The sequence below is a fragment of the Microbacterium sp. ACRRU genome (assembly GCF_022346945.1).
Classification (GTDB): Bacteria; Actinomycetota; Actinomycetes; order Actinomycetales; family Microbacteriaceae; genus Microbacterium; species Microbacterium mcarthurae.
In genome coordinates, this window is the sequence record NZ_JAKRNI010000056.1 from 1 (window position 1) to 7,768 (window position 7,768).

6 protein-coding genes and 2 tRNA genes are annotated in these 7,768 nt (G+C 67.7%); 7 read left to right on the plus strand and 1 reads right to left on the minus strand.

The window, feature by feature from the left end; genetic code table 11:
* Window positions 1-74: 74 nt before the first annotated feature.
* Window positions 75-1,361 (minus strand): diacylglycerol kinase family protein, encoded by a 1,287-nt coding sequence (locus MHY30_RS14740; RefSeq protein WP_239279128.1) that lies wholly within the window; start codon window positions 1,359-1,361, stop codon window positions 75-77.
* Between the two features lie 117 nt (window positions 1,362-1,478).
* Between MHY30_RS14740 and serS the strand changes: the two genes are divergently transcribed.
* The 7 genes from serS (at window position 1,479) to MHY30_RS14775 (ending at window position 6,999) form a co-directional block, all read left to right on the plus strand.
* A complete protein-coding gene (gene serS, locus MHY30_RS14745) occupies window positions 1,479-2,747 on the plus strand; it encodes a serine--tRNA ligase (RefSeq protein WP_239279130.1) in 1,269 nt (422 codons plus the stop codon).
* Entirely contained in the window at window positions 2,744-3,643 is a 900-nt protein-coding gene (locus MHY30_RS14750; protein ID WP_239279132.1) for an HAD family hydrolase, read from the plus strand. The genes serS and MHY30_RS14750 overlap by 4 nt, the downstream gene beginning before the upstream one ends.
* Before the next feature lie 85 nt (window positions 3,644-3,728).
* Window positions 3,729-3,813: transfer RNA gene (locus tag MHY30_RS14755), tRNA-Ser, on the plus strand.
* A 215-nt stretch (window positions 3,814-4,028) separates the two neighbouring features.
* A complete protein-coding gene (locus MHY30_RS14760; protein WP_239279134.1) occupies window positions 4,029-5,297 on the plus strand; it encodes an LCP family protein in 1,269 nt (422 codons plus the stop codon).
* Window positions 5,298-5,391: 94 nt separating this feature from the next.
* Window positions 5,392-5,480: transfer RNA gene (locus MHY30_RS14765), tRNA-Ser, on the plus strand.
* Window positions 5,481-5,714: 234 nt separating this feature from the next.
* Window positions 5,715-6,614: a hypothetical protein gene (locus MHY30_RS14770; RefSeq protein ID WP_239279136.1), complete on the plus strand. Its 900-nt coding sequence runs from the start codon at window positions 5,715-5,717 to the stop codon at window positions 6,612-6,614.
* Window positions 6,615-6,684: 70 nt separating this feature from the next.
* Complete coding sequence (locus tag MHY30_RS14775) at window positions 6,685-6,999, plus strand: hypothetical protein (RefSeq protein ID WP_239279138.1); 315 nt, start codon at window positions 6,685-6,687, stop codon at window positions 6,997-6,999.
* Window positions 7,000-7,768: the final 769 nt, after the last annotated feature.

Consider the following 7,768-nt stretch of genomic DNA (forward strand, 5'->3'; position numbering starts at 1 on the left):
CCGCCGGGCTTGACACGCCCCGTCCCGCCCCGCCGCGCCGCCGCGCGCGCCGCCGCCCGGCGGGCGTGCAGCGGTTACAGCGTGGACGTGTCGTGGCCGGCGGGAAGGGCCACTGCCAGGCCGCCCTCGATGATGCGGGTGTAGATGCGCGTCGCCTCACCGAACTCGTCGCCGTCGAGCTCGATCGGCTGGGCGGGCGCGGTGGCCAGCTCGATGCCGGTGCCGCGCAGGTAGCGCACCGACGAGTCGCGACGGCGTTCGAGCACCCTGCGCCCGGCGCGGAACCGACGCAGCACCGAGTTGTCCCACCAGATCTTGCGCCACACGCCGAGCCAGCCCAGCGGACCCGCGGGCTGGATGACGGCGACGTCGAGGACGCCGTCGGCGATCGAGGCATCCGGGATCAGCGCCACGCCGCCGGGGAGAGCGCCGCAGTTGGCGAAAAGGACGCTCTGCACCTTCGCGGAGTGCAGACGGTGACCGTCGAGCTGGTACATGACGCGGAACGGTTTGGCGTTCACGAGCGACCGAGCGGCGCCGTCGACGTAGGCCACCCAGCCGACGGACTTCTTCAGCTCGGGGCGGGTGTTCTGGATCATCGCGGCATCCAGGCCCATGCCCGCCATCACGACGAACCCGTGCTCCTCGACCGTGCCGTCGGCGCGACGGATGCGGGCGATGCCCGTGTCGGTGGGGTGCACCTTGCCCTCGAAGGTCGCCCGGATCATCGTGTCGGCGTCGTCGAGCGGCAGGTTGAGGTTGCGCGCGAGGAGGTTGCCCGTGCCGCTGGGCACGATCGTGAGCGGGACGCCGGTGGAGGTCAGCGCCTCGGCCACGGCGCGGACCGTGCCGTCGCCACCGGCCACGAGCACGGCATCCACGTCTTCCTCGAGGGCGGCGCGGGTTGCGTCGTCACCGAGGTCGTCGACGGTGGTCTCGTAGAAGAGCGGCTCGGCCCACCCGGCCTCGGCGGCGAGCTCGCTGACCCGGGGGCGCAGCACCTCGGGGTCCACCTTCGTGGGGTTGTAGATGAGCGCCGCACGCTTCTTCGTCGTCGGTTCGGCGTCCATAGGGGCGTCGTCGCCGTCGGGCGAGACGCGCTTGGCCTCTCCGGACTCGGCCTCGGAGGAGTCGGGCTCGACGTCCTCCGGCTCGCGGATGACGTCGTCGGGTTCGGCCGCGCTCTTGGGGTCGGGGTTGTCCGAGACGGTGTCGCCGTCGTCCTCGCCCTTCAGGCTCGCGTCGTGGAAGTCTTCTTCCGATCCCTCGGAGGCCGCCTTGTCCTGCGCGGCCTCTCCCGAGACGGCGGAGTCCTGCTGGGGGGCGTCCGCGTCGTCACGCGGTTCTTCGGGGTCGGCCATGGCATCCACCATAGGACCGGAACCGCCCGCGAACCCGGTCGATCGGGCGGGGTTGACGCGTGGGCCCTCCAGCGGCACGGCGCCGGATGCCGCGGGGCGCGACCGTAGGATGGACGCGTGATCGACCTGACTCTGCTGCGTGAAGATCCCGAGCTGGTGAAGCGCTCCCAGATCGCCCGCGGGGAGTCACCCGCGTCGGTCGAGGAGGCCCTGGATGCCGACCGCCGCCGCCGCCAGGCCATCACGACGTTCGAAGAGCTCCGCGCGGCGCAGAACGCGCACGGCAAGAAGGTCGCGCAGGCCCCGAAGGAGGACAAGCCCGCGCTCGTGGCCGAGGCCAAGGAGCTCAGCGAGAAGGTCAAGGCCGCACAGCATGCGGTGACCGCCGCCGAGGAAGCAGCGGAAGAGGCCCTCGCGAAGATCGAGAACATCGTGCTCGAGGGCGTTCCCGCCGGCGGCGAGGAGGACTTCCTCACGCTCCGCACCCACGGCGACGTGCCGACATTCGACTTCGAGCCGCTCGACCACCTCGCCCTGGGCGAGAAGCTCGGCGCCATCGACATGGAGCGCGGCACCAAGGTCTCGGGCAGCCGCTTCTACTTCCTCACCGGCATCGGGGCCCGCCTCGAGCTCGCGCTCATGACGCTCGCGCTCGACCGGGCGCTCCAGGCCGGGTTCACGCCGATGATCCCGCCGACGCTCGTGCGCCCTGAGGTCATGCGCGGGACCGGCTTCCTCGGCCAGCACGCCGACGAGGTCTACCACCTCGACAAGGAAGACCTGTACCTCGTCGGTACCAGCGAGGTTCCGCTCGCCGGCTACCACATGGACGAGATCCTCGACCTCGGGCGCGGCGCCAAGCGGTACGCCGGGTGGTCGACGTGCTACCGCAGCGAGGCCGGCTCGTACGGCAAGGACACCCGCGGCATCATCCGCGTCCACCAGTTCAACAAGCTCGAGATGTTCGTCTACACCGACCCCGCGGATGCCGAGGCCGAGCACGACCGTCTCGTCGCGATGCAGGAGGGCATGCTGCAAGACCTCGGCCTGTCCTACCGCGTGATCGACGTCGCCGCGGGCGACCTCGGCTCCAGCGCCGCGCGGAAGTTCGACATCGAGGCGTGGGTGCCGACCCAGGGCGCGTACCGCGAGCTCACGAGCACCTCGAACTGCACCACGTATCAGGCGCGCCGCCTCGACACGCGGTTCCGTCCGGCCGACGGCGGCAAGACGCAGCCGGTCGCGACCCTCAACGGCACGCTCGCGACCACCCGGTGGATCGTCGCTCTGCTCGAGACGCACCAGCGCGCCGACGGATCGGTGACGGTGCCCGAGGTGCTCCGCCCGTACCTCGGCGGACTCGAGGTCATGGAGCCCATCGCGTGACCGACGAGGCCGCCCTGCCCCGGATCGGTGACGTCGACGCATCGCCGCAGCATGAGGCGGCCGACGTCGTCGCCGAGATCGCCGAGGACGCCCCCGTCGGGCGCATGCTCATCGCCCTCGACATCGACGGCACCGTGCTGCTCGAGGACGACTCGTTCAGCCCCGGGGTCGTGGATGCCGTGCGCGCCGCGCAGGACGCGGGACACGAGGTCATGCTCGCCACCGGTCGCAGTTGGGACAGCACCCGCACGGTCATGGAGCGCCTCGGCATCCATCCCGAGTACGCGGTCTGCTCGAACGGCGCCATCGTGATGCGGCGCGTGGGCGGGCCGGATGCCACCGACTACGAGCGCGCGCACGTCGAGACGTTCGACCCGACCGAGGTGCTGACGCTCCTGGGCGAGCATCTGGCCGACGCGCACTTCCTCGTCGAGCTGCCGGACGGTCAGCGCCTGTTCACCGATTACCTGGACGACTGGAACCTGCAGGGCGCGAACAAGGTCTCCTTCGCCGGGCTGTCGGATCAGCCCGTGTGCCGCGTGGTCGTCGTCGCGCCCGAGAAGACCGACCAGGACTTCCTCCAGCTCGTGGAGCGCATCGGCCTCAGCCAGGTGTCGTATGCGATCGGCTGGACGGCGTGGCTCGACATCGCCCCGCAGGGGGTGAACAAGTCCACCGCGCTCGAGCTCGTGCGCGCGTGGCTCGACATCGCCCCCGAGAACGTGCTCGTCATGGGCGACGGTCGCAACGACATCGAGATGATGCAGTGGGCGGTGTCGCACGGCGGGCGCGCGATCGCGATGCAGCAGGGACCGCCCGAGGTGCACGAGGCCGCCGGCGAGGTGGGGCTGTCGGTCACCGAGGGCGGCGTCGCCGCGGTGCTGCGCGCGCTCTAGGTCCCGCCCACCCACCGGGCACGGCCTCCCCGCCTGTGTGCTTTCGCGATGCGGCGGCGCGCGGCTGGGTAGACTCGCACGGTCGGGAGGGTTGTCCGAGCGGCCGATGGACCTGGTCTTGAAAACCAGTGGGCAGAAATGTCCCGTGGGTTCGAATCCCACACCCTCCGCACTGTGATGGACGGGCCCGCGGGTCCGTCCATCACCGCTTTCGGCATCCTCCCGCTCTGCGGTTCCGCGCGGACCCGTCACCGGCTCCCGTCCACACGCCGCGCCCGTTCTTCACGCCATTCACAGGACGTCGTCCCTAAACTGTGTCCGACCTGCGCTTCGTCGAGGTCTCGTGGTGCCGCGCCGCGGCATCCGTCCTCCCGAAAGGACCCGAGTGAGCAAGACCACGACCCCGCGCGGGCGTCGCACGATCGCACGCCACGGGCGCCTGCGTTCGGCCGGACCGCTGAGCCAGTTGTTCCGTGGCCTCGCTGTCGCCCTCGCGGTGCTGCTCGTGTCCGGCGCCGCGGTCACGGCGTACGCCGTCTACGACCTGTCGTCGAGCTTCACGGCCGACGCCGTGGAGCTGAAGAACCAGCCGGCTGTGCCGCCGGACCTCGGCGAGCTCAAGGGCGGTGTCAACCTGCTGATGGTCGGCACCGACGAGTGCGAGCCCGAGTTCGCGGATTACTTCGGCGACCGGTGCACGGGGCCGGATGCCGAGGGCAACCTGAACGACGTGAACATGCTCGTTCACATCTCGGACGCCCCGCGCCGCGTAACGGTGATCTCGTTCCCGCGTGACCTCATGGTGCCGATCCCGTCGTGCACCGACGCCGACGGCAACGAGACCTCGGCGATGTGGAAGCAGCAGATCAACAGCGCCTTCATGTACGGCGGACTGTCGTGCGTGGTCTCGACGATCTCCGAGCTCAGTGGTCAGGACATCCCCTTCGCCGCGAAGGTCAGCTTCGGCGGCGTCATCAACATCACGGATGCCATCGGCGGGGTCGACGTCTGCATCGCCAACGGCATCCAGGACCCGTACACCGGTATCGACTGGCCCGCGGGCATGCGGACGGTCAAGGGACTCGATGCCCTCCAGTTCCTCCGCACCCGCCACGGTGTCGGTGACGGCGGCGATCTCGGCCGCATCTCGAACCAGCAGCAGTACATGTCGCGTCTAACGACGAAGCTCCGCAGCGAGGAGGTGCTCTCGAACCCGGCGACGCTGTACAAGCTGGCCTCGACGGCCCTGCGCAACGTCAGCCCCTCCACGTCTCTGACCAACCCGCTGACGCTCGTGCAGATCGCGATGGCCGTGAAGGACGTGCCCTTCGACGAGATCGTGTTCGTGCAGTACCCCACCTACCCCGACCCGGACGACCCCAACCGCGTGGTTCCCGACGAAGAGGCGGCTGAAGCGCTGTGGGCCGCGCTCGCGGCCAATCAGCCCATCCAGCTGTCCGGCGAGCTCAGTGGCGGCGACGGTGTGATCGTCGACGAGAGCGCCACGCCGGCGCCCGTCGAGTCCGAGGCGCCCGCGCCGAGCGACAGCGCGGCTCCCACCCCGGAGCCGTCCTCCACGGCGATCACGCTGCCGTCGGAGATCGCCGGCCAGACCGCCGCGCAGGCCACCTGCTCGAACGGAAACGCCCGCTGACGCGCGGGGTGTGGCATCCCGATCCCGGATTCGGATGCCACGCCCCGAGCGGCTACTATGGACCGGTGTGCTCGCGCTTCGGCGTCGATCACCTGGAGACGTCGCATAGTCAGGCCTAGTGCACCACCCTGCTAAGGTGGAGTCCCCGTAAGGGGACCGAGGGTTCAAATCCCTCCGTCTCCGCTCTCAGATTTTGGCTCGAAACCCGCGGAATTCCGCGGGTTTTCTGCTCCCTGGGGGAGGCGTGGAGGGTGCTTCTGCCACGTTTCTGCCACGAACCGCGGTCACACCAGGCTGATCCACCATGTCTGATCCACCATGACACAGGCTGATCCACCAGTTGTCAGCGCAGCGCCGTCCTGCCATCCCGGCATGGCGAGGCGCACAGCTACAGTCTTCCCGACTAGGTTCGAAGCCATGCTCGAGCGCTCCACCGTGTATGAAGTCTTTGGCGTGTCACGCGAGGTACCGCCGAACTATGTCGTGCGGGAGAAGGTCGATGCGGCGTTCGTCGATGCGCTAACACAGAACAAGCACATCGTCATCCACGGCAGTTCGAAGCAGGGCAAGACGTCCTTGCGTAAGTACACGCTCAACGACGAGGACTACATCATCGTCACCTGCTCGAACAAGTGGGCGTTGCGCGACCTTCACACAGCGATCCTGAAGGCCGCCGGCTATGTCGTGGAGGGTACGACCACGCGTACCACGGGTGGGGACTTCAAGATCCGAGCAGAAATCAAAGGCGGAGTGAAGGTTCCCTTCGTCGGTGAGTTCGGCGGAGGCGGTGGTGCGGACACTGGACACCATGAGTCGGAGACCGTCCAAGGGCACCTTCTTGAACTCGATCCGAACGATGTCAACGACATCATCAAGGGCCTACAGGACGCGGACGCGCCCAAGTACGTCGTGCTAGAGGACTTCCACTACCTTCCGGAAGAGACCCAGAAAGACTTCGCCGTCGCGCTGAAGGCGTTTCATGAGTCATCGTCCTTCAGCTTCGTAGTGGTCGGTGTTTGGCTCGACGAGAACCGCATGACGCAGTACAACGGCGATCTCGGCGGGCGAGTGATCTCAATCAATGTCGACAAATGGGACCAAGATCACCTCAAGCAAGTTGCAGTCGGCGGTGCGAAGCTCCTGAACATCGAGTTCGATCCTGGCTTCGTGGACGACCTCGTCGGCAATGCGCTGGAGAGCGTTTGGATCGTTCAAGAAGCCTGCAAGTTGGCATGTGAAGCAGCCGGTGTCTTCGGGACGCAGTCCGAATCAAGGGTCGATCCGGGTGACGGAGCCGCGCTGGTGAAGCGTTGTTGACTCCGACTCGGCTCGCTTCAATGGGTTCCTGACCAAGTTTGCAGACGGCTTCCAGAACACCCGTCTGGAGATGTACCGGTGGCTTCTGTTCGTCGTAGTGTGCGCGGAGCCAGACGAAGTAGAAGCGGGCATCCCGTATCCGACGATCTCGCGCGTCGTCCGCGAGCACCACCCTGAAGAGAAGATCAATCTCGGGAATATCACCCAGGCGCTCGCTTCTACTGCGAACCTCCAGGTGTCCCACATTGGGGTCAAGCCGATTGTCCTCGACTATGACCAGACGGGGCGTCGGCTCGCGGTCGTCGACCGAAGCTTCCTTGTGTGGCTCCGCCATCAGGACAAGGCCCACCTACTCGAACTCATCGGCATCGAAGCCGACGAGTAGGTGAGGACCGCTGGCGACGGTGGGTGAACCGACTCCCTTGTCATCTTGTCCAGAAGCCTCGCAGTGCGGTCGTTACGCGGGCGACCAGGCCTCCTTGTCTTGCCGGCTGTGCGGAAATGGCCGCGGACGCAATTGAGTCACCCGACTGCCCGCCCGGGCGCCTCCTCGCGGCTGACCTGGTAGGCCGCCGAAGTCTGGCGGCGTGAAACGAGCGAGGCCTCGGTCGAGCAACCGCGCTCGTCGCGCTGGCCGCGACGAGCGTCGCTGAGGTCGTTGGGGCAGTTGAATTCGATTGGCCTCCGCTCGCTGCAGTGGATCCCCCGACGCGCACGGGCCGCCGGATTTCGCCTACCAGCGCGAGCGCGGCGGCCGCCGCGACTCCCACGAGGACGCCGGTGAGGAAAGTGCTCTGCTCAGCACGGCTGAGCTCGTCGGGCACAGTCGCGGAGGCGCCGAGCCGCGGCACGATTCCGTCCGTGATGTCCACAGTCCAGATGAAATCGCCGGGTAGCCTCGCAGTCGGCTGGGGGTCGCTCGACCAGTTCGCGACGGTGAGCATCGCGTGCTCGGGTGTCTCCGCTGATAGCTGGACCCGTCCGTTCTTCAGGTCTGTGCCACTAACGCTGATCGCAGGTAACGCGACCTGCAGGTGGACTGACCCCGTCTTGTAGGTCCAGTCGTTGTGTGAGTCGTCCTGTCGCCCGAGGGTTCGGGCAGGGAGACTGGTCAGATCATGACGAACAGCAGGAAGCGTCACACCCCGGAGCAG